We start from the raw sequence: 24,283 nt of genomic DNA, 5'->3' as shown, positions 1-24,283 counted from the left end.
AGAGCCTCTGTTTATGCTGCGTACTGATTAAAACCTTCAATCAAGTATGCCTAAGATTTTGAGAGCTTGTTTCCCTAGCTCAATGCGTTTAGGTGCATCCTTGATATTTGTCATATCCATGTTGAGGGCAAACGTATAGATACGCCCTTTTTTTTCTACCCAACCCACCAGCCAATTTTATTTGCCCATCTCGTCTTAGCATAAAGAACCCAATCTTTTTGAGCGTCTAATTTAATGATTTCGGCCACATTGCGTTGAAAGCTTTTAGAAAAGGGAAGTTTAGCTTGTGCTAAACGAGCAAGAAATTGACTTTGCTCGATCGCGCTGATTTTTAAGGGTCTTTCTAAGTAAAAGGTAGTGATCAATATGAAAAGGGCTTACTTTAGGAATGAACGTCGCGGATGGATTACTTCGCCTGGATCTTGTAGATATCGCCAGTATTCCAATCTTCGAGACATTGAATTAAGTAGCTCTGTTCGATTTGAATGAGTAAATAGTCAGTTCCTGATATCAGTAATTTCCCTTGCTTATATATTGCCGGTGGATTTTTTGAATTACGGCAGATTAATACCGGTTTTGGATAATGGCCAAGAACGGGTATTTCAATGTCCGTATTGAGGTCCACGAGGTAAGCTCCGTCTAGACGATCAAAGGATAGTCCCGCTTGTGGATTCAGATAGCTTTCTGCGTATACATCACCGACTTCTTTACTACGGATATCTGGTAGAAGCTCGCTATTTTCCTCGCCGATTTGAATGAGATAATTTTGGTGGATTTTTTCGCCTTTTTTCCTGCTGATCTTAAAATCACCGCCGAAATAATGACGTTTAAAGCCAAGCCAGCTATGCAGAAGTGAAGTGCCTTTGATTGGATTGTCTGGTGATGGTACTAATAAGATACTGGCACGTGCATAATCACTGAAAGGTGAGGGGGTCGTTTTATCCCAATAGGTAAAGCAATATTTTGATTCGTCCTTACTCCAAGAGGCAGGATTGGTATTATTATTTCCGCGTAACCAACCATAAACAGTTTCGTGAGAACCAATTTGATAGCTTCCTGATTTTAGTGAGTCCTTGCCTCCAATTTTTTTGGCTAGTGTCAATTCAGTTTCGGTATTATCCAAAATCAACCAAGTATTCCATTTTGGCTGCAGTAAAAGCATATTCTTAAGGCTTCCCGGTATCCATTTTGCCTTAGAGTTGCGAAGAGTATTGTCAGCTATTACTTCAACTAAACCTTCCTCCTTTGTCCCATAGGCGTAATGCTGAGGGTCTCCCAAACTCACAGTGGCATGACGCCATGTTGTCAAGGTATAATCCTTTAAGAAAGTCATGGTGTTGTGTATATAGATGCGTCCAGTGGGATAGATTACATAACGTGTCGTTAATTTAAAATCTTTTGTTACTATGGCAGATAACATGGGGAAATAGGATGCCTCTACAATCACTCGACGTGGAGTGTTCTCTATTACAGTAAATGAACGTGGTTCATCTTTGAAGCGTGTGCCTGCTAGACCAATATGTGCAATGACATCATAGGGGTTAATCACCTGATTAAACAATGCACCCTGAAAACCGTTAGCGCTTTCACCCAAATCCCGGCGCGTCAGATTACTCTTTGCTTCAGGATCAAATTTTAGGTCGTACCATTCGGATAATCCGTAATTCATGGAGCGCACGAAACCTAGGCGAAATTCTCCCTTTGCCTCTATTATGAAACGGTGCTTATCTTGTCCCTCATCTAGGTGCCATGTTTTTAAATCGGGGACGGGGCTAGCTGTGATTGATAAGCTCATTAACACAGAGATCAAAATGACGATCTGTAATTTTTGTAAGATATAATACTCTTTATGTATCATGGGTCTAGCACCTCTTATTTTGTGAAGTTTGAAATGGGCATCCTTTTATGACCGATGCAAGATAAATTCATCATATAAACATATGACCTATGCAGGTAAATATCAACGCCAAAAAGCATGCATTATTCATTTTGTGAATTAAACAGAGGATGTTATTTAACATCAAGCTAAGTGCCCGCCGCATAGGCAATAACTCATTGCCTGCGTGGCAATCATCAATTGGCGACTCAAAATTTATGCTTGCAGCTTTGCTGGTATTAGGAATACATTAAATAAAAAATGTCGAGGTAATCAGAGCGATGAGAATGTTTAAAATAAAACCCTCACTCGCCATTGTCCTTATCGTTACCTTGCCCGAGCTGTAAATAATCGTATTGGGTGGAGTCGCTACAGGTAACATAAAAGCACAGGAAGCGCTTATGGTCGCTGGAATCATAAGTAATGCCGGGTTATCAATTTTATCAGGGGCCTGAATTGTTCCAGGCGTAACTCTTTAATAATAAGGCTACAATTACGGCAACAACAGCTCCGGCATAAAACGAAATATTTTTTGCTAGAAAGGGGTTTGTTACTTGCTTGTTTGGCATCTTATTTTTTTTCAAACTTCAGTTCATTTTTTAGTAAAACAGGAAGGACTGCCTGAGTCCATATTTTATAACCTGTATCATTGTAATGAAGCTTATCTTTTAAGAAAACATCTTTCTTAATTTTATCACCATCCATCATGGGGCTAAAAGTATCGATAAAGTATAAATTATTGGATGAATTACAGAGGTCTTTGAAAATTTCATTAACTTCCTTAGCCTTTTCTAAATAAGACTTACGAGCAATACTCGGCTTTACTGAAATCAGATAAATCCTTAATTTTTTATCAGCCTTTAAAAGTTTGTCTTTTAATTTTATAAACTTATTTTTGATCTGTTTAGGTGAGACTCTAAAAATAAGGTCGTTATCGCCCTCATATATAACGACAGCTCGGGGCTTGTGCTTGATAATCAGTTGTTCAGAATAATGATAGAGGTCATTCATATTACTGCCACCAAAACCTCTTGGAATTATAGTCAAGGGTTTCAGGTCGTCGTGAATGCTTTTCCATCCTACAATTGTAGAGCTGCCCGTGACGACTATGGCATTTTTTGGTGTTTGCTGTCGTTCCTCCTGTTTTTCAAAATCTTTTATACTTCCTTCAAATTTAAGCGGTGATGGATAAGCTGTTTCCTGAGCAAATATATGACCAGTGAAATTGAGGGAAATCATGGTGAATATTAATAATGATATTTTCATATTTTCTGTTCCTTTTTTTGTTGATTAGACAGTTTATTTCTTTGCCTAGATGAGGCGGATTATAATTTTATTATTGAAGATGAATTATTGATCAGCTTTGATCGACTGAGTAAAAAACTCGTCTCGTTTCTGTTTCATTTTATCGACGTATTTTGTTCGTAGCCATCTATTTACCGGTTTCGTCAGTCCGCTTGTTACTTTGAAAAGGGGAGGCGGGAAGATTAGCTTTATTGACAAGGTTGGGTTTAGCGATTTTGTGCCAGCCGAACTGTACCGACACAGGCGTGAGACCATTGGCAGATAGTACTACTGTTTCACCATAAATCTTGGCTTTCGCATTTATGTAAATCCCATCTGCTCCAGCAATTTTAAATTCCTTTAATTCTTTGCCATCAGAACTTTTTAAGCCATCGGCATACTTGAAGTGAACTCGTGCATTTTTACCCTGAAAAACAACTTTTTCCATGAGAGGACCCGAATAGAAAAGGTCTTTTTTACCGTAAGTTTTTGCTAAGGCCCAGAGTGCTAAACGATTGCCGACCTCATATTTTTTCTTAGGGTGGATATCATTAATGTTGTCGACAAGATCTGTCACGACAACCATGCCGGTCGCAGGCAGTTTTAAGGTCTTTAATTGAGCTTGCCATAGGCTTGGGAGTTCACCGGCTTCATAGACAGACCAAGGAGCAATTTGGACAAAGTAAAAAGGCATGTCTGAGCCCCAAAACTGACGCCAGCCTTCAATCAAAGATTTCATCATACCAAAGTATTTCTCGCCATCTTTTTTGATGACATTAGCTTCACCTTGATACCAGATACAACCTTTGATCTTAAAATCACGTAAAGGAGCAATCATACCATTATACATCTCTCCGGGTTTATCATTGGAACTCATCCAACTGGCAATCTTTGATCCGCCCCAAGAGCTATTTATCAAAGCAATAGGAACATCTAAGTCATCATGTAAACGTTTACCAAAATGATATAAGACAGCAGAAAAATCGGGAATGCTTTTAGGGCTACTTAGCTTCCAAGTGGCATTGATATCGGAGTTTGCTTTGTTAGAAACTGTTTTAGGGACATGGAAACAGCGGATTTGCGGCTCATTTGCGGCCGCTATGCTTGCTGATGCTAGATGTGTTTGCTTTAGGGGGAATTCCATGTTGGATTGTCCAGATCCCAGCCAAATATCTCCCACGAGGATGTCATTAATGACTTTGGTTTCACCAGCACTCTTTATAATCAAACTGACAGGCTGATTATTGGCTTTTCGTGCGGCGAGTAGAACCTTCCACTTTCCTTGAGAATCCGCTTTGCTTGAAACCAAGTCTTTACCTAAACGAACTGTGACCTTAGCCTTAGCTTTTGTCGATCCCCATATAGTAATCTCCTGATTTCTCTGCAGTACCATATGATCACTAAAAATATGGGGTAGGCTGAGTTTTAAGGTGTCTGCCTGTAGTATCGACGAAGTGAAAATCATTAAGAGTAAGATGGATTTAGAAAGCTGCATTTTAAGGCTATCTCCTATTATTTGGTTTTGTGATAATTCAGTATTATTCATAAATTAGCATGATTGCGGGGCGTGATGCTAGCTCTTTGCTCTCTCTATAATGAGCTCTGAGAAACCAGTCTTTCGAATTGCCGTAAAGCCAAAAACCATAATTTGGTTTTTCTTGTTCTATCCAATATTTCATGGCATGTGTAAAGTCCCAGCTGTTCACTTGTCCTTGACCAGGACCATGGGCTAAAAATAACGGCAATGAATCGGGGTTCTCACCTTCCCATGCACGACCACTAAAATTACTCCAATAACGATGTCGCGCGTATTGAAAAGCATTGACTTCAGTTTCTACCCAAGGACGATTACAGGCTTCCATAACCCACATATTAGGCATTTTTTCACAACGAGAAGCTTCAAAGTCTTTTGTGCGACATACCACGAATTCAGCAGCTAGAACTTTGCTACCTTTAGGGACTGAGGAAAAGTCCGCTTTCATGAGCGCGGTGCGATGACGCATAAAAATTTCTTGCAAAGGTTTTTTACCGTAATTTATAATTCCCTTAACTGTCAGCATACTTTCAGGCTCGTGGCAGGATATATAAGTATCTCGCCAAGCGGAATAAACTTGTTCTGGTTTTTTGGGATTAAAACCTGCTTGGCCATCGCGAAAAATAGCGAGTTTTGCATTTGGATTCAGTTTAAGGATTTCTAAGTAGCGTTCTTTGAATTCAGTTTCAAGTTCTTTAATGCTGCGTGGCGTAGGCATCTTCCAATCGGGGGCAAGTTCTGAGGCTAAATGTGTAATATTTTTCACTTTTAAGTTTGAGCCCAGCACTGTAAATAAGTGATGGCCTCTATTAGGCATTTTCCCTTTAAGTTGGGAAAAGGGCAATTCTTGTATAGACATGTCAGTAGGGGATAAACGTATATTATCAATATAAATTGAGTCGCCAACTTTTGCATCATAGAGAGCTATTTCAAAGCGCACGACTTTGCCGAATTTAGGAACAAATTTTTGGTCGCCCTTATGACATAAAGCCGCCACTAAAGTGTTGTTGCCTTTTTTTAGTAAAGCGGTGCGTTCAAATCGACCGGCGAAGCCATCCCAATTATTATCACGTGTACTTTTTTCCTGCATCACTCTGAAGCAGACTACGGCATCGCGGGATAGTGTTATATCCGCGTTTAAAATCTTTTCGTTTTTCCAGTCATCAATACTGATGGCTTCACTAAATACAGTGGGCCACAAACCACCATTGTATGACAACTTTAGACTGTGTTTACCATGGCTGACGTGTTTGTCAGACAATTCTATATCGACAGCAGGCTCGGTGTAGTTATCGAGCTTTTGATTAGTCCATGTAGCGAGGTCTTTTTTTGTTTCGAAATCAAATAAAATTCTTGCTGATGGGTCCGCAATAAGGCTGCTTGAAATCACAAAAAAAACTAGAAAAAATACGAGCGCATTTTTGCTGCTGAAATTTGATCCGAGTCGATAGGGTAAATGAGTCATATTATTGCGCGCCTTTAGGTTTTAATATCTGCTGTATTACAGGATGAATATTTTCGGCCATCATCATAAAGCCATAAGAGTTTGGATGGACTCCATCTACAGTGGCTTCATGAGCGTAGGCACCTAAGAGTGATTTTCCGTCGAGGAAATAAATGTTATTGTCGCCGGCTAATTGTCTTGACTTCACTAAATCTTTTTGGAATAAAGCAAGTGAAGTCGATAAATGTACAGTTTTGAATTTACGAGCTTGTGTGGCGTAGAGAATACGCGATATTATCAATATCGGGATCTTGGGATTCTTGACTCTCAGTATGTCTATAAAAGGACCTAGTGAGTTAGGAATATCTTCATTAGCATTAGCTTCATAATCGAGGATAATCATCGACTTATTTGGAATATCATTAATTAGATGAGCTAAGGCGGGTTCCCCTCGACCATTTCCGGAAAAACCAAGATTAACAAATTCTCTGTTGAGGCGGCGACTAAGGATATTGGTATAAGATAAGCCAGGTCTAGCTGCACAGCCGCCTTGAGTTATAGATGTGCCATATACTACTATGGGACCTTCGCCTTCAAAGGCAGGAGGTTCATCGACCTGTGAATCAGCTATGAGGCCAATTTCTAGTGACTTGACGCCATTGTATAGGGGGAAATTAATCACAAAATTACGCATCTGTTTCTTATCTTCAAAGAGTGTGGAAGTGAATGCGGTTTCGGATGTTTTGAAACGAGCCGTTTTGCAATACAGTAGTTCACCTGGAGCACCGGTGTAGAGATCAAAACTACTTTGCCCGGTAGCAGGCATATGATACATGCTGGATTCATAAGCAATCTTGGCACGTATAAGGATTTTGCTACTGTCTGTTTTAAAATGGATTTGGCCACCAGAGGTATTATTGGCCAAGTTATCCACGGCTTTGCGAATAGCGAAATCAGGTGTGAGGGGTAAACGACGGTAAAGTGACTCTTTGTTTATCCATTTGAAACCACTTAGGCGAAAAGGTTTTTCCTGAGGGCTAAACCAAACGATACCATTTTGATCGGCAGTCTTGATCGCCATGTTTTTGTCGAGTGCTTCAATATTTAATTTCTCAGCACAAAGCGGTGCAGAGAATATTAAACACAATAATAAAAATTTGTTCATTATGGTATCCTTAAGATTTAATGGATAAGCAGCTTCGGGGTAATTATTTGTCTTCGAGTTCAATAGTTTGGAGCGTCGAAAACATCTCAGGATTTGGTTCGGATGTAGAATGCCATAGACGTTTATTGTCAAGACTATGGACTTTGATCCAACCCTTATCGAGTAGGTTTTGTTCGCTTTCATCCCAAAAGACTTGAGCAAAAACAGCGTGATTATCCTCTAGGGTAGGAAATAGAGTGCCCTCAAGGTCAATCCAGCCAAATTTATCATCCTCTTTTTGATTAATTTTCTTTAAGATAGGAATCAGTAAAAGCGTCGCAGTAATAATGAAGAAACTTCCGAGTATAAGATGAAGTTTGAGCAGGTTACCAATACCAAAAACATATAAATAAATGGATGTGCAGGACATGACCCATAAAAGAATACTATCTTTCATTGTACGTACATGCGGAACATGATGATTGAATCCTTTCCAAAAACCCAGAGGACGAACCTTCATCACAAAAGTTTTTAGTTTTTCGTCATCAACAGGGTCAGTCATAAGGGTGACTCGGATTGAAAGATAGATACTAAATAAACTAATCCAGGCAATTAAATACTCAGCGGGGATGTGTTCACTAATGGGTAAAGAGTAAAGAATGATAGCACTTAGAGCTCCAGCAATCATGCCGGTTATTTCAGTCCAGGCATTGGCGCGCCACCAAAACCAACGTAAAAGGTGAGGAGCCCCCATGCCAGCAACCATGCCACCAAAAAATTTGACAACAGCATCTATCGACGAAATTTGGCTTGCGATTGAAATTGAAATGACTGAGATAGCAATGACAGAGTAACGACCCACGCGAACGAGATCTTTTTGAGTTGCTTGAGGATTAAGAAAGCGTTTATAAAAATCATTGGCAATGTAGGAAGCACCCCAGTTTATATGGGTGTCTACAGTACTCATAAAGGCGGCCATAAGACTCAGGAAAACGAGGCCTAACCAACCGGGGCCAAGGATGTCTCGCATCAGAATGGGATAAGCCATTTCACGGTCACCTGAGAGCGCTATAGCTGAATTAGGATCATTAAGTGGATAAACAACAATGGCAACTAAGCCAATAATGATCCATGGCCAGGAGCGTAAGGCAAAATTTGCAAAAGCAAACCAAAGGGATCCTTTTTCGGCGTCGGCAGGAGTGCTAGCGGTATACATGCGTTGGGCAAAGTACCCCGAACCATCCACCGAGTCCTTGGTCCACCAAATGAAGCCTATGGATACAAGGAAAACTGCGAGTGGCATCAGTGCATTGTCACCACTAAATGAAGGTGTAAAAGAGGTGTAGTTTTGGTGGGTATCTGGATAAAGTGTTTCGATTTGTGTCCACATCGACTCCAGTCCTCCGACGTGTTGTACAGCAAAATAGGAAAAGGCAACGGCGGCAAAACAAGCAATAGCAAATTGGAATAAATCAGTGAACATCACACCGCAAATACCACCTGCGGAGCTATACACAATAACAATGATTGCAATTATAAAAATACTGAGAGTATTATTGAGATCATTGAACATCAGAAAACTTGGCCAGAGAGTCTCTAAACGTGAAAAAAGATCAGCACCAAGAAGTTGATCCCAATGAATAAAAGGGCGTGTTATTTTTGCCATGGCCGCAAAAACCCAACCTAGGACTAAGGAGTTAACCACAATACTACTGAAAAAGGCTTTGATGATACGCAGTGAAGCAGCTTCTTTGCCACCGTAGCGCATTTCGGTTAATTCGACATCGGTTAAAACGCCACTTTCACGCCATTTGCGGGCAAAGAAAAAAGTCATAAAAGTTATGCCGATGGCTGCCGTCCACCAGAACCAATTACCTGCAATGCCATATTTGGCGACAACGCCAGATATCCACAAAGGTGTATCTGCCGCAAAGGTAGTGGCGACCATAGAAGTACCAATCCACCACCAAGGGATATTGCGGCCTGCAGCAAAGTATGAATCTAAGCCATCTTCACTAGCTTTAGATTTCATCATAAAGCCGGTCGCGAAGGTGAAAATGAGGTAGCCTATGATGAGGGCCCAGTCAATGAATTGAAACATAGAAATCCTTTTGTGTTATGAATGTGTAGCGCGGTGTAATAAGTACCAAATTTAGCTAAGAAAAATTAAACGCTTAGGACAGTTTCCTTAATGGGTTTTTCAAAGCATTTGGCGGCGACTGCATCGAGTCGAGGTAAGAGGCGGTGACGTGCATCATCTGCAGAAAAAACTTGTTCAGTCCATAGGTTACACTGCAGGCCAATAATGCCATTCAAATCAGGGATTTTATAAGCTTGAATTTTTTCGATGGGAAGAGTCGGCATCCAGTCTGCTCCGGGTAAAATATCATTTTTCGAATTTGGATAATCGAGATAAAAATGCTCATGCGGGCATAAAATACTCTGACGATTTTTGGCAGAGGCGGCTTGAGCACCTTCTTCTCCACGCCAAGACATGATGATCACATCTTCTTCTGGGCAAGACTCAAGCATCTCATCCCAGGCAATGACCTGACGTCCATGATCTCGAATTAGCTTGCAGATGGGACTCAGTATATGTGAATAGAGATCTTTTTCCGACGCATACTTGTTATCGCGAATAACTTCTTGGCATTTTGAACATGACTTCCATCTGTCATCTTTGACTTCGTCACCTCCGATATGTATCCAGGGAGAGGGGAAGAGTTCTAAGACTGTTTCAAAAACATCCTTTAAAAAGGGAGCAACCGCGCTTGAACCAGCACAAAGGACGTCATCAAATATCCCCCAGTCATTCGGGATACGAGTTTCATGATTGGGACAGGAGAGTTCTGGGTAAGCATACAAAGCTGCACAAACATGTCCAGGAATATCAATTTCAGGTACCACAACGATATTTAATTTTTCGGCGTAATTGACAATCTCAGTTATTTCATCAGCAGAATAATATCCATCAATAATGAGGTCTCCATCAATTCGAGAGGAAGCTTTTTCTGTCAGTAGAGGTCTGTTTTTTACAGGGAGACGCCAGCCTTGATCATCTGTTAAGTGCCAATGAAATCGGTTCATATTTACACGAGCCATGTTGTCGAGGACTTCTTTAATGAAGTGGATAGGCATGAAGTGACGTACACAATCAAGCATGAAGCCGCGCCATTCATATGCATTTGATGAAGATTTTGAATTTTGTGAGTTCATCATTCTTTCCTGTTGTTTTTATGTGATGCTTATTGATGTGATAAATATGTTAAAGAGAGAGTATTAAATCATTAGAAGTCCACTATAATTCATTTATTGAATTAATTCAAGTATCATGTTGATTAATAAAGTTTTATTTTATTTTTTGAAAAGATGAATTATATTATATTTATAAAATGAATAAAAGATCTTACTTAGGAGTTGATAGCTATAATGAACGCACGAATTAGTGATAAGAAAATAGTCGCAAATGCTGTAAAAATCCTCAATGAAATCCATTTACGAGGAGCGCGAACACAGGTAGAATTAGCGAGGGTGACTCACCTCAAGAGAACCTCGATTTTTAATTTATTTGAGGTGATCAAAAATCATGCTTTAGTCAAAGTTTCAGATATGATTACTCCGGCGAAAGGACGACCAAGTGTACTATGGGAAGTGGATGGCAAGGGTGGGGTCTTTCTCTCTGTTTATTTTAATAAAAGTGAAAACTGTTATAGTTTTTACGATTATAAAGGGAGCCTCATTGAAGAAAAAAAAGAAACCTCCTGTGCGACGATTGAAGAATGTTTGGTTCAGTTAGAGACTCTTGTTAAATCTCGTAAATTATCAGGCTTAATTGTTTCGATAAGTGGGATTATAAATAGTAAAGCTGGCTCAGTGGTTGAGTCTTCTTCTTGGGGGCTCGAATCCTATCCTTTAGTGGAAAAACTCAAAGAAATTGAGACCTTAAAAGATGTGCTCATTATGATTGAGAATAATGCACGAGCGGCTCTTTGGGGTGAACGTGTCCTAGGTAAAGCTCAAAATACCGATGATGTGATGTCTTTGTTTATTGAGGTTGAACCCAATCAAGATATTAAATCAATTGGCTTGGGCTCCGCATTAATCCTTGGAGAGCGACTTTATCAGGGAGTTTCAGGGCAGGCGGGTGAGCTTGAACATTACTATTATGATTTCTTGAAAAAACAAGGACAAAATCAGAGTGCCAAGGATTATAGCGAGCTCGAGTCTTTTGCCGTAGATTTGGCGCAAAAATTTGCCAAGTTAGTGAACTACCTTGTCCCTCAAAAACTTATTGTTCAGTTTGAAGGAGAAGCTTTAGAGGAAAATTTTTATAAAGTTTTTAGCGCAGAAATTAATAAACAAAAAGCTTTTAAATATGCCAAAATCGACGTTTTGATTTCGGATCATCATGAAGAGTTAATTGTCGGAGGTGCGGTGGCATTATTGATGGATAACTATTTTGATTCCAGTCCTTATTTCATCGACTTTCTAGAAGAGTGCTTGCTGAGCTAGCCACTTGCGGGGAGCCCTAATGAGTGGGAAATTAAGAGATTACAAGATTAAATTCGTGCCTAATCAGACCTGTGGGATTGTGAAGATTAAGCGCTGGAGTGAAGTTCCGAGTGTAGGGATTCTTAAGGGGTGTTGCCACACAGACGGATAAAATTATTGGCCCGTACGGCAGTACCTTGAGCGAGGTATGGGGCGGAGCCCCAGTATAAATACCTCCGGTGGCCGAGGAGCCCTCGGGGCCTTACTAAAAAAGGTGGCAGCACGTATAAACACCCTTAATTCCCCATCCATTGCGGAGGAGTTCGAGGAGCAGGGCACTAATGCTATTAAGTTTCTAGAAAACAACGACCTTGAAGGGTGATTTTTTGTAAACAAAGACGTGATGCAGGGTTTATTAAGTCAAGCTTTGCCGTTTTTCCTCATACTCCCCCTTCAAAAAAACTTTAATTATTTGGTATTCGAACTGAAGTTTTGGAGATATTTATAAAATTCACAAGTAGATCATCACCTGGGAGCGCGGGCGGCTCGCCCGCATTTGCCATAAGAGTCTACATCGAGTATGTAAAGAAACTTAATAGCATTGGGCAGGACACCCTCGTGTGCGAAGACTCTCCGTCCACCGGAGGCATTTACTGAGTTTAATATATAGAGACGTGGTCTCTGATAGCGCTCTAGTGACTTTAGAGCTCTAAATTCATTTTGCGTGTTAATGTTTTGAAGCCATGTTTAAGGTAAAACTGGATGGCGCTTTCGTTAGCTTCCAGACCCCCTCATTTACAACTCTTTTTTTAAAGCATTATTTCATTGAAGACTACTATAGGAATTGCCATGGCTTGACCAGGCGACTAAGAGGCCTTGCCCCTCATTATGGGTAGTCGTTTAGTTTTTTACTCGTAAAGGTTGATGCCAGCACGTTTATACTGAAGTTTAATATCCTTAAGTCTCTTTGAGAATTCATTAAAATCTTTCTTGGTGTTTGAGCTCCAAGCGACTTCTGAAAGGGCCGCAATACGCGGGAAAGCCATGTATTCGAGGCGATCCCAAGTCTTGATATACTCGGACCACAGTTGTGCCTGAGTACCAAGGATATGTTGACTTTCTTTTGTTGAAAGCTCAGCCGGAACGGGATTATAATGATATATCTTCTCAATCGGAATAAAACCACCAAAGGCTTCGAAATTTTTTCCCTTGGCGAGTTGTTCTTTCTCAGGTGCCTGATAAAAATTGAAGTAAGTAAATTTAATCGGAGTCATAACCACATCGTGACCTTCTTTAGCAGAAGCAATGCCTCCTTCTTCACCACGCCAAGACATGACCGTGGCATCCTTTGATAAGCCTCCTTCACGGATTTCGTCCCAGCCAATGAGTTTGCGCTTTTTCTTTTGCAGGATCTTTTCAATTCGAGAAATGAAATAAGATTGCAGTGCATGGCTATCTTTTAAGTTATTTTTTTTGATGAAGGCTTTGGCAAAATCGGATTCTTGCCATTGCTCTTTGGGGGCTTCGTCTCCACCAATGTGAATATATTTTGAGGGAAAAATTTCACAGACTTCACTTAAAACATCATCAATCCATTGAAAAGTTTTTTCTTTGGGAGCCAAGGTATAGGGGTAGACTCCCCAGCGATTCATCACCTGAGGATTGAAGTATTGAATATCGCTATTCCCTAAATAGGGATATGACGCAATAGCGGCAGACATGTGTCCCGGCATATCAATTTCGGGTACAATAGTGATGTGGAGCTTTTGAGCATAAGCAACGAGGTCCTTAAGCTGATCTTGAGTATAAAACCCACCGTATTTAATATTGTTATCACTTTTTCGAGCTCCATAGGGGGGAGTCGATCGTCTCCAAGCTCCAGTAGAGGTGAGTTTAGGGTATTTTTTTATTTCAATTCTCCAACCTTGATCTTCCGTTAAATGAAGATGGAAAGTATTGAGCTTGTGATAAGCCATCCAGCGCAGGAATTTCTTAATGTCTTTTAGTGGGAACATGTGGCGAGCTACATCAAGGTGCATGCCACGCCAAGAGAAGCGAGGCTTATCATTAATGATACATGCAGGGGCCATGCCATGATTGACTTGGAGTAATTGGAGTAGGGTTTGACTGCCGTAAAAAATCCCTTGAGCCGAACTAGCACTGATGAGGATAGATTTTTCATCGATACTTAGAGTGTACTCTTCAGTTGATTTTATTAGAGGCTTAATTAACTGGAACTTGATGAAGTTAGATACAGGAGCAATGCCAGCTTTAGCAAGCTCAACTTTGATTCCTTTGATCAACTCAATATCATTCACTAATAAAAGAGCTTCATTTTCTAAGTGGGGGTCAATAATAATTTGAGTGTCTTTATTGAGTGAGAAGCTGCCTTTATTAATTTGAAGATTCGTGGGCTGTGGGATAATGCTGTAGTGCTGAGCATTCAGCATGCCTGTTAAGGCAAAACAAAAAACGGCACAAGTTTTTTTAATATTCATTAGTGACCTCGGTCTTGGTGATTATATAGATACTATGCATATATATAATTCAATTTATGAATAAAGTCAATTTGAATATTGTAATTACAGACTAGCTAGTGGCCTTACTTGTTAAATCCAATTCATGAATTGGCGTGATTTCCTAGCTTTCATATAATCATCGAGGGCTTTATTCGTGACCTGCCGGACCCAAGTTTGGGCCCTCTTAAATTTGAAACGATCTTTTCATCCACCTCAGGCTGGACGCTATTATCGGTCGCTAATTTCTAGCTAAATATATTAGATTTGATTCTAAACTAAGCAGAATATACACCCTATTAATACTGTGTTTCGTGCTTGATTTTACATGAAGAAAAATATTTAATTCAAAAAATGAATAAAAAGACTTGTGCTTAAGATGAAAGAGACTATACTTATATCATTGAGTGTTGCCGTACAAAGGATTATATTTTGTTTAACATGGAGTATGAAATGAAAGTCATTAAGAAATTTACTTTGATCGAAGTACTGGTCGTAATTGCAATAATAGGCATTTTGGCAAGTCTCCTATTACCGATGTTGAGTAAAGCCAGAGAAAGATCCCGCCAAGCAGTCTGTATTAATAACCTCAAGCAGTATTATTTTGGCGTGATGCTCTATTCGGACGACAATAAGGATACCTTACCTCCGACACTTAGTAATTCAGGTGTGTATTTCCGTTCTATGCATGATTATGCGGCTGCTTATCTCAATACGAATGATGATTTTGAAAGTGGAGGGAATTATATTGCACTTAATCAATCGGTAAGCGATTCTCCTGGATCCAATAAAGTTTTTGCCTGTCCCAGCGTAGAGAAGAGCGAAATTGAAAGGCTGAGTGGCAAACCTTATGATCAAGTCAAAGCCGTTTATTCTGGTTATGGAGCCGCTTATGGGCTTAAGTATGTGCCTTCTAATGCCATCACGGCGGGTAATAAACCGCGAGCGATATCAGAAATGACAAGTAGCAGGGTTTTACATGCAGGAGGAAACACTGCGGGGACATTCTCTGGTACTCAAAATGTATCTGGTATCCATTTGAGACATAAAAAGAAGACGGCTTCTACTACAAGTTTAGTAGATGGAAGTATAAGCGTTACCGGTCTTTATTATTATATTACGTATTACATTTATCCCTTTACGGATTAATTTATTTCAACTCTTTCGACATTAGGTTTTTTTATATGAGCAAGTTCGCACTCATTTTATTATTAAGTATTTTGACGAGTTGTATGTCAAGTTCTTCTAGGCAAGAAGCGGCTACTAAGAATTCACAAAAAACAAAGCCTGTTAAAGCGATTTTCCCTGTAAAAGGCTTGTCCATTAAAAGCCCTAAACCTGCGAGTTTAGACCGCTTTGTAAAATTTATTGATGAAGAATTATCCTCTATGGGAGTGAATACCATTATGTTGCGTATTGGCTACGACTATCAATATAGTTCACATCCGGAACTTGTTAATGAAGGTGCTTTGTCCAACGCAGAAGCTAAACGCATTGTAGCGGTATGTAAAAAGCATGATATTAAGCTCATTCCAGCGATTAATTTATTGGGACATCAATCATGGCATAGCAAAGTCTATAAACTGCTAGAGGTCTATCCTCAGTTTGATGAGACTCCTCATGTCAAATTACCAGAGAAATATGAATGGCCCAACGCAGATAAGTTGTACTGCAAAAGCTATTGCCCGGAACACCCCGATGTCCATAAAGTAGTTTTTGCTTTGATCGATGAATTAGTCGCTGTTTGTGAGGCAGATAGTTTTCACGCAGGTATGGATGAGGTTTTCTACCTAGGCGATGATAAGTGCCCTAGATGTGCAGGAAAAGATAAGGCTAAGTTATTTGCCGATGAGGTTATTCGTATTCATTCACACCTCAAAAAATCAAATACCAAAATGTGGATGTGGGGCGATCGTTTGATTGATGGCAAAGCCACGGCTATGGGATTTTGGGAAGCGAGTGAAAACGGTACTCACCGCGCTATAGACCTCATTCCTAAAGATATTACTATAGCTGATTGGCATTATGAAAGAGCCGACCCCACTGCAGTGCTCTTTGCTGCCAAAGGTTTTGATGTCGTCACAGTCCCTTGGCGCTTGCCCGATGTAACAATCGAACAATTGAATCAAACTATTTCAAATAGAAAAAATTCAGCGGATGGAATGAAACAACGTTTTCAAGGGATGATGCTGACCTCTTGGTATGGTCCTGATAGCTTTATGGATAGATACTACCAAATAACGGAAAACACGCTCAAAAAGGGTGATTCTATGAAGACATTTAAGCTCTTATTTGAGCAAATAAATCAACTTGAGAAGTCGCCTTAAATCGACATGATTATTTATCTTTCTAAAAGGAGGTACTTTTTTTAGGGAGCAGTCAAAGCACTATTTTTTTAGCTATTTAATTCATAAAATGAATTTAACAAAGGATTGATCTCATGAAACAAAAAAAGACCTTTACCCTTATAGAAGTTTTGCTTGTCTTTGCCATAATTGGTATTCTGGCAAGTTTATTAATTCCGACTTTGCGAAAAGCTCGAGATACATCACGAGCAGCTTTGTGCGTGAGTAATATGAAACAAATGTTTTATGGAGCCTTTATGTATACTGAAGATAATGGCAATTATTATCCGGCGACAACGTTTCCTAAAGCAGGTGTGTATAATCGCTCCATACATGATGGTATAGCAACTTATGTGATGGATGTTTCATCGACAGGCCATAATCCGGCACTCAGTCAATCTTATAGCGAGGGTGGTATTTTTAGCTGTCCTAGTTTTGATGAATCAGAACTTACTGCTAGAGGTGTTTCTGCTACTGCGACACGATCAGGTTATAGTGGATATGGTAGTAACCCAAGTATTCACAATGATTTATCTAAGCCATTATATAATGGAGCCGCACGCAAAATAACAAGGATGAATTCATCTATGATTACACATGCGGAAGGTAAGAGTGTGGGCATACTTAATTCCGCCTATGCACAGTATTGGGTCTATCCCTGGCATAAAGACAAGTCAAGTGCCAATTACACTTATGCTGATGGTCATGTACAAGCGTCATCCATCAATCATCTCTTATTAACTACTGACGAACCCTGGAATTTAGACTAAGAAAAATGCCTTCTACATTCGAATCTTCAAGCGGGTTTTTTGTAGTAGATATTTTCGATGATCCTCGAATACACTTTTTGATAAGTATATTATTTATAATGAAATCTAAACAGTAGAAGCCCATCAAAACTGATATTAAGGAATAGCTTTTCAATGAAAAATAGTTTATTAGAAAATACTGCTGTAGATAATTTTGCTAAGGTTTTGTGGGATTACCATTTGATGGGACATGAACTCAGGAAGATGGACTGTATCTTTGTCTTAGGTAGTCATGACCTTCGAGTCGCTGAGCATGCCGCAGATCTATATTTCGAGGGCTGGGCGCCAATTTTGATTTTTTCGGGTAATAAAGGTCGCATGACGGAGGGCTTATTTGAAGATACAGAGGCAAGAATATTATCTCAAGTGGCCATTGCTAAAGGAGTTCCAGAAGATTGTATCTATCTGGAAAATGAGGCGACAAATACGGGTGAAAATATTGCTTTCACACGAAATCTGATTGAGCGTGAATCGTTAGATATTAAGTCCTTTATTTTGGTGCAAAAGCCTTTTATGGAACGTCGTACATACGCGAGCTTTAAAAAAGTTTGGCCTGAAAAAGAAATTCTTATTTCTTCACCTCGTTTATCTTTTGATGATTATTTTATGGATGTGCATAATAAGGATGAAATTATCAATGCCATGGTCGGTGATTTACAGAGAATCAAAGAATATCCTGCGAAGGGATTTCAGATTCAGCAAGAGATTCCTTCATCGGTGTGGTCGGCCTTTGAGGGCTTATGTAAATTGGGCTATGATAAACATCTAATATAAGTATGTTTTTGATCTTTAGTAATGGCGTCGGCCTAGATGATACTGAAGTTAGAACCGGCAATGCCATGATCATTGATTGCTATGGTCGAATTTTATCAGAAAGCTGGTAGGCAGCGGATGATATGGTGATTGCCGATCTAGATATGAAGTTATTAGATGATTGTACCGGCAGGCTTTGGTCCAAAGGTAGGAAACCACATATTTACCAAGAGCTGGTTAAAGTATCTGGTAATGAAGTGGATCCAATAAGTGCACGATTTGCCCAATGATGAGTATCTGCGAATGTTTTCGGTTGTGTTAGTTCCTTTTATGAATTTTTTTGAAAAATCAAGCGGTTTGTGTATCTCATGGATGTGATGTCTTATTAACACTCAATCGAGTACTCTTGAAGTTTTTAAGTGCGACAAATAAATAAAATAGTAATGAAGGAAATATTTTTGATGAAATACGCCCTGATAATAATGATCTTAGCGCAGAGTCTAATGGCGCTAGATAATCAAAGTCCCGAACGTTTTAGAAGTCATATAGATAGCTTTCTTAAAGGAGATAGAGCCAAGCCTCCTCAAAGCAATCAGGTTTTGTGTATTGGTAGTTCCAGTATGCGTATGTGACATCCTGAAATTAGTAATGATTTGAAGCCATTGAGCTTAATCAAAAGAGGCTTCGGTGGAAGTACGATGAAGGATGTTCTGTATTACACAAAAGAGATTGTTTTAGCGTATAAACCACGAGCTATTTTAATTTATGAAGGGGACAATGATATAAGCTTTGGTCGAAAACCCGACTTAATAAAAAAGCAGATGAAGCAATTTTGTGAAAAAGTGTGGCAAAGTTTGCCACATTGCAGAATCTATGTGCTTTCCATTAAGCCATCACTGAGTCGAGAATCCTTGTGGCCTAAAATGGTGGAGACAAATATTTTATTTAAAACTTTGTGTGAGAGCGATGAGAAAATGACTTATATCGATGTGGCAAGCACAATGATTAATGAAGATGGGTCAACAAAAAAAGATTTATTTATTGAAGATGGCTTACATATGAAGAGGCAAGGTTATGAACTTTGGCGCGTCACGGTAAGAAATGCCTTGATGAAAAATGAATTAAAATATGAAGCAAGTTCTTTGAAGCCATGATTTTTCGATTAGTCACTTAATGTAGATTTCGTGCAGTTAAATGTGCGCATTACCACTGTTATGTGTAAATACTAGTGTAGATCTGACGAAAATATTTGAGGAGGCATTCCAAGAGTCTTGATAGGTAGTTTATCTTTATACTCGAAGCTCTCGCATGAACTAAATAGAACATCAAAAAAAGGATTGGATGCTTAATCTATCCTATTCGCACCAATCAGCTTGTTGGCAACGTTTCTCCAAGAAATCCATAAAGACCCGCACTTTCGCGGGCACATGATCCCGATGCGGGTAAACCGCATAAATACCCAGTTTTTTCACCTGATAATCGGGTAATACGGTTTCCAGATTACCACGTAATAAATCCTCTTGTGCGGTGAATTTAGCCACGGCTGCAATTCCCTGGCCATCTTTGATGAAAGCTAATACGCCACTAGCGGAGTTTGTCTTTACCTCGCTGTGTAGCTGTACCGTATATTCCCGTTTGTTTTTCCAGAAACTCCATCGCAAAGGAGCATTTAAGATGGATAAACTAATCCAATTATGACTCAGTAAATCCTCGGGTCTCAGTACTTGGCTACGCTGTGCTAAATACTCAGGACTGGCACAGAGTACCATGGGTGTTTCAGCTATTTTTTTCGCTACTAAATTAGATTCCTTCATCCAACCAATACGAATTGCTAAATCCACTCCATCGTCAACCATATTAATAATCCGGTCATCCAATAACAAATCGACCTTTAGTTGTGGATAAAGGTCGCGAAGCTCCTTAATGATGGGTACCAGTTGAGAGGCACCGAAAACAACCGAGCTAGAAACACGTAAAGTCCCAGAAGGCTGATCCTTATATTGGCGTAGCTCATCTAAAGCAATTTGACTACGATTGATGATTTCTACACTATGCCGATAATAAATTTCACCTGCCTCAGTCAAGCTCAAACTGCGTGTCGTTCTATTCAATAAACGAATTCCGACCTCTTTCTCCAACTCGGATATCTGCTTACTCACGGCTGATTTAGCCACGCCGACTTGTCTTGCTGCCTCAGAGAAACTTTGAGCTTCCACCACGCGCTTAAAAATCCCTATCCTCTTCAACTCATCCATAATTTATAAGCCCATTCTATTGTTCTAAAAAAGTGAACACTGATATCTAAAAATCAGCCATAGTAGAAATATATACATCATCTATACTATTGACAACTTAAATGAATCGCTAACTTTGGAGAATAAAATGACTAAGACTCAAACCCTCTTTCAATCATATGATTTGCAAGATACACTCAAACTCAAAAACCGTATCGTTATGGCTCCACTCACCCGTTGCATGGCCACAGATGAGCTTGTACCAACTCAGGCAATGGCCGATTATTACGCTCGTCGTGCCGATGCGGGTCTGATTATTTCAGAAGCGACTCTCGTATCACAAGATGGCCAAGGTTACCCAAATGCACCCGGTCTTTATACTGAAGCACAAGTAGCTGGCTGGAAAAAAGTCACTCAAGCTATCCATCAGAACAAAGGGAAAATCTTTGCACAAATCTGGCATACGGGTCGGGTTTCTCATTCCATTTATCATCAGGGTCAAGTGCCCATGGCACCTTCTGCAATACGACTCGAAGGTCGTGTTCCAAGAACAGATGATCTCGAGTATGAAACACCTCGTGCCATGAACCTTGAAGATATTGAAAGGATTAAATCAAATTTTGTGACCGCGGCTAAGAATGCTCAACGAGCGGGTTTCGACGGTATCGAGATCCACGGAGCCAACGGTTACCTAATCGATCAATTTCTACACAGGGATAGCAATCACCGTACAGACTCATATGGTGGAAGTATAGAAAATATGATGCGCTTCCTTTTAGAGATTTTGACTCAAGTCAAAGCGGCTACTCCAGACTTAGCCATCGGCCTACGTCTCTCACCCCAAGCCTATGCAAATATGAAACACGATGACCGTGATAAAGAGCTGTACGATGTATTGCTTTCCCGCCTCAATCAATACAACTTGGCTTACATTCATACGGGTATGTTTAACGATTCTCACAACGAGTTTCTCGGTGGGACCGTCACGCAGTATATCCGAAAAAACTACCTAGGAACGGTTATTGCCTCAGGAGGCTATTCTGCGGATGATGCGGTTCACGCGATCGAAAATAAGTATGCTGATCTTGTCGCAATCGGGCGGCCATTCATAGCTAATCATGACTACGTGACCAAAATTCAAGAACAAAAAAAGCTCGTCGAATACGATCCAGAAATGCTTACGTCTTTATATTAAAACACACGATTAGTAAGCTTCGCTGTGAGGGGGCAGTGCGATGCACTCATATTGCCTGCTTAAGGAATGGCAATTACTTACTAGGGAGTTCGAGGGGATGGAATCCCTTCGTGTGCAAACTACTCATCAAACCCGCTAGCGGGTTTATAATCGTATTAAATTTTTTTTAAAAGAATAATATTTACTTGAAGAAAAGTGGCCCTATAATAGAAAATAATCACGGTATGGGACTCTAAATTAAAAGGAATAGTATGCAACTCGCACAAATTAATATCGCCAAACCCAAAGCCGCGCTAGATGATCCCCTCATGAAAGATTTCGTGGATAATCTCGCTCATATCAATGCCTTAGCCGAATCAAGTGAAGGATTTGTTTGGCGCTTTCAAAAGAATTATGAAAGTAACAAGGAAACCACCAGCTACTTTGGCGATGCCTCGATCTTGCCGAATCTCTCAGTTTGGAAATCTCTAGAAGATCTAAAGAATTTCCTTTTCAAAACGGAGCACCTCGTTTTCCTCAAGAGAAGGCGCGAGTGGTTTGAAACGATCTCAACGCCAAGTTTTATCATGTGGTGGGTTCCCAAAGGCCATAGACCTAGCTTAGCGGAGGCCAATGAGCGCCTCAACTACTATACTAAGAATGGCGAGTCGTCCTATGCTTTCACCATAAAGAAGCCTCATCAAGCTCCCTTTCTGTAAAGGACAGAATGTCACAGGAGTACTTAGATAAGCTAAGGGAGGAGGGATTGATGAAAGAGGGGGGGTAAGGTTTCACGATTACCCATAAAGCGGGGCAAAGCCCCTAATCGCCTGGTCAAGGAAAGGCATTTTCTTACTTGGGAAGGGACAGTTTCCCTCTCGTACGGGTCGCATCATGCCCTCAATTCGGGGTAATCGTGTAAGGTTTTATAAGCCTTTTTCACGAAGCAAGTACCCCCGCGGGATAGCGCAGTGACTAAGCTTGGAATTTTTAAAGGTGTTTGGCATCCTTGAATAGCAGCAACAACAAAGTCCCAATAGCTTAAAAGCTATGGGACTTGTACGATTTAGGACTTAAATAAGCACCATTATAAATGGTGATTATTATCTAAAAACCGAATTATACGGAGAAATCGGCTAGGATAACATTCTCCGCAAAGCTCTGATAAGCGGAACCCATCTGTTGTGCCATTTTATCTGGGAATAGATGGAATTCACCCGCTGCTAGTGCCTTGACTATACCTTCCGATACGATTGAGGCAGCAGCTCCATTTTCAATGCCAGACTCTGTGCCCATATCAGTGGCTATGGGACCTGGGTGTACACTCAGGACTGCTACTCCTTTCTCGCCCAACTCTTCCCTGAGTCCTTGAGTGAATGAATAAGAAGCTGCTTTGGATGCCGAGTATGAAGATACTCCGACGAAGTTTTTCATGGACACTATAGAGTTGAGCTGAACCAAGGCCCCCTTATTGCGCTCCAGTATCTCAGCAAAAGATTGTGCGATGCGAAGCAGACCAAAAACATTTACATTCACTTCTTTGGAAAAGGCTTCTTCCACATTTTCATCCAGTGGTGACGCTAAACAAAGTATACCTGCATTATTGACAACAATCTCCACATCACTGGTCTGGTCGGCAAGGCGTTTAATGGAGTCCGAAGCCGATACGTCTGCTTGAATAGTTACAACTCTATCACCGTACTGTGCTTCAAGCGCTTGAGTCGATTCTGGATTACGTACTGCAAGGTAAACCTTTTTGGCACCATGATTTAGAAATGATTCTACGATGGCTTTGCCAATGCCACGGTTGGCTCCGGTGACTAATGCGACTTTGTCTTTGATTGAGATGCTCATAATTCATTTCCTTTTTATCTATTATTATATTTTGAACGATCGTTCAAGATTATAAAACTTAGTCCATAGAAAGCTTATGTCAAATTCCTTTTTGAATAATCGTTCAAAATGATGTATAGTGAGCTATAAAGAAAAAATTATCCTGAGGAAACACGATGGCAAAAAAACAATTTGATCGCGATGAAGTCCTTGATCGGGCGGTCGCTTTATTTTGGGAACATGGATTTTATGCCACTTCCATGCAACAACTCAAGGAGTCTACCGGCTTGAAACCAGGCAGTCTCTATAATGAATTTGGTAGTAAGCAAGGTTTGTTTTGCGAGGCGCTTAAGCATTACGCGAAAATTCACCAGAAACGAATGGCGACGGTTTTAGATGAGGCAGCAAGTGTGGGTGAAGGAATCTGTAATCTTTTTGAGTTATTTATTTCAGACTCTGAGAGTTCCGATTACTGCAGTTGTTTTGTTATCAAAACTCAACTTGAGTTGGCTGCAACGGGCAATACACTGTATAAACTCGCCGTTGAAATGCTTATCGAGGGGGAAGCTCTTCTATGCCAATATTTGGAAAAAGAATACGATGCCGAAGTAAGTCAGACTCGTGCGGCCTGTCTGATGGTGCACATTTTTGGGATTCGTGTCTATGGTTATCGCAGCAATGCTACACAGACGCAAAGAATCGCACTGCGCGAAGGTCTTCCTTGGCTACCTTGGAGTGCCCTTGACTCATGAATATATCTAGTTAGCAACTTAATCTTAGTAGGGTCTAATTCTCCTCCCTTGGGGCGATAGGTATTTACGAATCCGTTTAAGATAGCTCGCTTGG

The 24,283-nt window shown here is 40.2% G+C and carries 21 protein-coding genes and 1 pseudogene; 10 read left to right on the top strand and 12 right to left on the bottom strand.

The annotated features are described in order from the left end of the window. Positions 1-155 precede the first annotated feature (155 nt). From PQO03_RS08560 to PQO03_RS08520, 9 genes and pseudogenes are all read right to left on the bottom strand, one after another. Entirely contained in the window at positions 156-365 is a 210-nt protein-coding gene (locus tag PQO03_RS08560; protein WP_274149528.1) for a penicillin-binding transpeptidase domain-containing protein, read from the bottom strand. 41 nt (positions 366-406) lie between these two features. Beyond that, positions 407-1,858 (bottom strand): hypothetical protein, encoded by a 1,452-nt coding sequence (locus PQO03_RS08555; protein ID WP_274149526.1) that lies wholly within the window; start codon positions 1,856-1,858, stop codon positions 407-409. A 268-nt stretch (positions 1,859-2,126) separates the two neighbouring features. Then, a pseudogene (locus tag PQO03_RS08550) lies at positions 2,127-2,309 on the bottom strand (anion permease); the annotation flags it as partial. Positions 2,310-2,446: 137 nt separating this feature from the next. Next, positions 2,447-3,142, bottom strand: coding sequence for a GDSL-type esterase/lipase family protein (locus tag PQO03_RS08545; protein ID WP_274149524.1), 696 nt, complete (start codon positions 3,140-3,142; stop codon positions 2,447-2,449). Between the two features lie 166 nt (positions 3,143-3,308). Then, on the bottom strand, positions 3,309-4,655 hold the full coding sequence (locus tag PQO03_RS08540) for a sialate O-acetylesterase (RefSeq protein ID WP_274149522.1): 1,347 nt from the start codon (positions 4,653-4,655) through the stop codon (positions 3,309-3,311). A 43-nt stretch (positions 4,656-4,698) separates the two neighbouring features. Continuing rightward, entirely contained in the window at positions 4,699-6,159 is a 1,461-nt protein-coding gene (locus PQO03_RS08535; protein WP_274149520.1) for a DNRLRE domain-containing protein, read from the bottom strand. A 1-nt stretch (position 6,160) separates the two neighbouring features. Beyond that, positions 6,161-7,303: an SGNH/GDSL hydrolase family protein gene (locus PQO03_RS08530; protein ID WP_274149518.1), complete on the bottom strand. Its 1,143-nt coding sequence runs from the start codon at positions 7,301-7,303 to the stop codon at positions 6,161-6,163. A gap of 43 nt (positions 7,304-7,346) precedes the next feature. Continuing rightward, positions 7,347-9,383 (bottom strand): sodium:solute symporter family protein, encoded by a 2,037-nt coding sequence (locus tag PQO03_RS08525; RefSeq protein ID WP_274149516.1) that lies wholly within the window; start codon positions 9,381-9,383, stop codon positions 7,347-7,349. A 65-nt stretch (positions 9,384-9,448) separates the two neighbouring features. Beyond that, positions 9,449-10,501 (bottom strand): family 20 glycosylhydrolase, encoded by a 1,053-nt coding sequence (locus PQO03_RS08520; protein ID WP_274149515.1) that lies wholly within the window; start codon positions 10,499-10,501, stop codon positions 9,449-9,451. Between the two features lie 210 nt (positions 10,502-10,711). Here PQO03_RS08520 and PQO03_RS08515 point away from each other — a divergent pair, with 210 nt between their 5' ends. Further along, positions 10,712-11,794, top strand: coding sequence for an ROK family protein (locus PQO03_RS08515; protein ID WP_274149513.1), 1,083 nt, complete (start codon positions 10,712-10,714; stop codon positions 11,792-11,794). A gap of 887 nt (positions 11,795-12,681) precedes the next feature. Here PQO03_RS08515 and PQO03_RS08510 read toward each other — a convergent pair. Then, positions 12,682-14,271 (bottom strand): beta-N-acetylhexosaminidase, encoded by a 1,590-nt coding sequence (locus tag PQO03_RS08510; protein WP_274149511.1) that lies wholly within the window; start codon positions 14,269-14,271, stop codon positions 12,682-12,684. 471 nt (positions 14,272-14,742) lie between these two features. Between PQO03_RS08510 and PQO03_RS08505 the strand changes: the two genes are divergently transcribed. The 6 genes from PQO03_RS08505 to PQO03_RS08480 all read left to right on the top strand — a co-directional run bounded on the left by PQO03_RS08505 (position 14,743) and on the right by PQO03_RS08480 (position 19,350). Next, a complete protein-coding gene (locus PQO03_RS08505; RefSeq protein ID WP_274149509.1) occupies positions 14,743-15,438 on the top strand; it encodes a type II secretion system protein in 696 nt (231 codons plus the stop codon). A 35-nt stretch (positions 15,439-15,473) separates the two neighbouring features. Continuing rightward, positions 15,474-16,616, top strand: a complete 1,143-nt coding sequence (locus PQO03_RS08500; RefSeq protein ID WP_274149507.1) for a family 20 glycosylhydrolase — start codon at positions 15,474-15,476, stop codon at positions 16,614-16,616. A 113-nt stretch (positions 16,617-16,729) separates the two neighbouring features. Further along, on the top strand, positions 16,730-17,404 hold the full coding sequence (locus tag PQO03_RS08495) for a type II secretion system protein (RefSeq protein WP_274149505.1): 675 nt from the start codon (positions 16,730-16,732) through the stop codon (positions 17,402-17,404). Between the two features lie 153 nt (positions 17,405-17,557). Beyond that, positions 17,558-18,217 (top strand): YdcF family protein, encoded by a 660-nt coding sequence (locus tag PQO03_RS08490; RefSeq protein WP_274149503.1) that lies wholly within the window; start codon positions 17,558-17,560, stop codon positions 18,215-18,217. A 440-nt stretch (positions 18,218-18,657) separates the two neighbouring features. Then, positions 18,658-18,828, top strand: a complete 171-nt coding sequence (locus PQO03_RS08485; protein WP_274149502.1) for a hypothetical protein — start codon at positions 18,658-18,660, stop codon at positions 18,826-18,828. 21 nt (positions 18,829-18,849) lie between these two features. Beyond that, positions 18,850-19,350, top strand: coding sequence for a GDSL-type esterase/lipase family protein (locus tag PQO03_RS08480; protein ID WP_337993426.1), 501 nt, complete (start codon positions 18,850-18,852; stop codon positions 19,348-19,350). A 201-nt stretch (positions 19,351-19,551) separates the two neighbouring features. Here the strand turns inward: PQO03_RS08480 and PQO03_RS08475 are convergent, their stop codons facing one another. Then, positions 19,552-20,451: a LysR family transcriptional regulator gene (locus PQO03_RS08475; RefSeq protein WP_274149498.1), complete on the bottom strand. Its 900-nt coding sequence runs from the start codon at positions 20,449-20,451 to the stop codon at positions 19,552-19,554. 127 nt (positions 20,452-20,578) lie between these two features. Here PQO03_RS08475 and PQO03_RS08470 point away from each other — a divergent pair, with 127 nt between their 5' ends. Both PQO03_RS08470 and PQO03_RS08465 read left to right on the top strand, forming a co-directional pair. After that, positions 20,579-21,625: an alkene reductase gene (locus tag PQO03_RS08470; protein ID WP_274149497.1), complete on the top strand. Its 1,047-nt coding sequence runs from the start codon at positions 20,579-20,581 to the stop codon at positions 21,623-21,625. 251 nt (positions 21,626-21,876) lie between these two features. Beyond that, positions 21,877-22,323: a DUF3291 domain-containing protein gene (locus tag PQO03_RS08465; RefSeq protein WP_274149495.1), complete on the top strand. Its 447-nt coding sequence runs from the start codon at positions 21,877-21,879 to the stop codon at positions 22,321-22,323. Between the two features lie 400 nt (positions 22,324-22,723). Here the strand turns inward: PQO03_RS08465 and PQO03_RS08460 are convergent, their stop codons facing one another. Then, positions 22,724-23,458, bottom strand: coding sequence for an SDR family oxidoreductase (locus tag PQO03_RS08460; protein WP_274149493.1), 735 nt, complete (start codon positions 23,456-23,458; stop codon positions 22,724-22,726). 155 nt (positions 23,459-23,613) lie between these two features. Between PQO03_RS08460 and PQO03_RS08455 the strand changes: the two genes are divergently transcribed. Continuing rightward, positions 23,614-24,189, top strand: coding sequence for a TetR/AcrR family transcriptional regulator (locus PQO03_RS08455; RefSeq protein ID WP_274149491.1), 576 nt, complete (start codon positions 23,614-23,616; stop codon positions 24,187-24,189). Positions 24,190-24,283: the final 94 nt, after the last annotated feature.

Origin of the sequence: Lentisphaera profundi (assembly GCF_028728065.1) — a bacterium.
GTDB lineage: Bacteria > Verrucomicrobiota > Lentisphaeria > Lentisphaerales > Lentisphaeraceae > Lentisphaera > Lentisphaera profundi.
The sequence above is the reverse complement of the archived record's forward strand: the minus strand, read 5'-3'. Positions and strand labels throughout refer to the sequence as shown.